The following is a 1,975-nucleotide window of genomic DNA, read 5'->3' on the forward strand; positions in this document are numbered from 1 at the left end:
TGCACGCGCTGCCGATCTTTCACACGCATGGACTGTTTGTTGCGACAAATGTCGTCCTCGCATCGGGCGGGTCGATGATATTTCTGCCGAAGTTCGACCTGGAAGATATGTTACGCCTGATGCCACAGGCAACGGCGATGATGGGGGTGCGGACGTTTTTCACCCGCCTGCTAAGCGACGACCGCTTCGCCCAAGATCTGACTCAGGATATGCGGCTGTTCATCTCAGGTTCAGCGCCTTTGCTGGCAGATACCCACGTTCAATTTGAAGACCGCACAGGTCATCGCATTCTGGAACGCTATGGCATGACCGAGACGAACATGAACACTTCTAACCCCTATGACGGCGAACGCCGGGCGGGAACGGTCGGGTTTCCCCTGCCGGATGTTGAACTGAAGGTCACAGACCCCAAAACAGGTCAAACCCTAGCAGATGGTGAGATCGGCATCATCGAGGTGCGCGGTCCCAATGTGTTTCAGGGCTACTGGCAAATGCCCGACAAAACCGCCGCAGAACTGCGTGAAGACGGGTTCTTCATCACTGGCGATCTGGGTCGGATCGACGAGGACGGCTATGTCCATATCGTCGGGCGCGAGAAAGACCTGATCATCTCGGGCGGGTATAATATCTACCCCAAAGAGATCGAGCTGCTGCTAGACGAACAACCCGGCGTGCTGGAAAGCGCGGTAATTGGCGTCCCGCATCCGGATTTCGGAGAAACCCCGGTTGGCATTCTGGTCCCTACCCCCGGTCATACGCCAGATATCGAGGCCATCATGGGTGCGGTTCGGGACGCGCTCGCCAGGTTCAAACATCCCCGCCAGTTGATCTTGCTGGACGAGCTCCCCCGCAACACAATGGGCAAGGTGCAAAAGAACATCCTGCGTGACCGCTGCAAAGACCTTTTCACCAAGACCTGATATTCAAGGCAAAAGCGCAACGCGACCCTTGTCCGTCAACAACCAGCAATCCTGTCCTACCACACCATTGACCAATGTTTTCCAGTCGGTGGGCACATATTCGACCTCAACACCCAGATCAGCGGCCAGCGCGTTCATGATGTCGATATCATAGCCTTTATAGCTGTTAGTCGCCGGGTCGCGCAGTGACATCGGATTCCAGTCACCGGTTGTCCCCACTTTCAGCACGCCGTCATCCAAAATTTCATTCAGAGCCGACTGTGCTTGCGCAGCGCCGCTGATCACAAGACCGAGCGCAGCCGCAGCCGCGACTTTAACAAAACGTTTCATGTGGTTCTCCCGTTGGTGGCGTTAGTCTTTTTATCACGACATTGCTTCTTGATTTAAGCGTAAAGAAAAAGATAACCTCAAGCAACTAATTAACTCATAGTAATCACAAGTGGGCCAGCACATGCCAAACGCAGCGATCGAGCTTGTCGACGTAGACAAGTGGTTTGGCACATTTCACGTGCTCAAGAACATCAACCTGACAGTCAACAGTGGTGAAAAGGTTGTGATCTGCGGCCCATCCGGATCGGGTAAATCAACGGTCGTAAGATGCATCAATCAGCTTGAGAAACATCAAAAGGGCACCATCCGCATCGATGGGGTCGAACTGAACGATGATGCCAAATCTGCAGCCACCATCCGGTCAGAAGTTGGCATGGTGTTCCAGCAATTCAATCTGTTCCCGCATCTAACAGTGCTGGAAAACCTGACCCTTGGCCCCATCAAGGCCCGCGGGTTGAGCCGAAAAGAAGCCGAAGACAAAGCGCGCCACTACCTTGAGCGTGTTCATATACCCGATCAGGCCGACAAGCGCCCGATACAGCTTTCGGGTGGACAGCAGCAGCGAGTGGCAATTGCCCGTTCGCTTTGCATGGAGCCCAGGGTCCTTTTGTTCGACGAACCCACCTCGGCGCTCGACCCTGAGATGATCTCCGAGGTGCTCGTCGTGATGGTCGAACTTGCCGAGGAAGGCATGACCATGGTTGTGGTGACCCATGAGATGGGAT

Annotated in this window: 2 protein-coding genes and 1 pseudogene; 2 read left to right on the forward strand and 1 reads right to left on the reverse strand. The window is 54.5% G+C overall.

Annotated features, from left to right (window positions below):
* Nucleotides 1–920: AMP-binding protein (locus ACR0LN_RS23885; protein ID WP_480433228.1), on the forward strand; the 920-nt coding region annotated here is incomplete at its 5' end.
* Nucleotides 921–977: 57 nt separating this feature from the next.
* On the opposite strand, the pseudogene ACR0LN_RS23890 reads toward ACR0LN_RS23885, so the two are convergent.
* Nucleotides 978–1,250, reverse strand: a pseudogene (locus ACR0LN_RS23890) (transporter substrate-binding domain-containing protein); the annotation flags it as partial.
* A 121-nt stretch (nucleotides 1,251–1,371) separates the two neighbouring features.
* Between ACR0LN_RS23890 and ACR0LN_RS23895 the strand changes: the two are divergent.
* The coding region (locus ACR0LN_RS23895) for an amino acid ABC transporter ATP-binding protein (protein ID WP_480433230.1) at nucleotides 1,372–1,975 on the forward strand (604 nt) is incomplete at its 3' end.

Source organism: Ruegeria sp. AA6, from assembly GCF_056542865.1.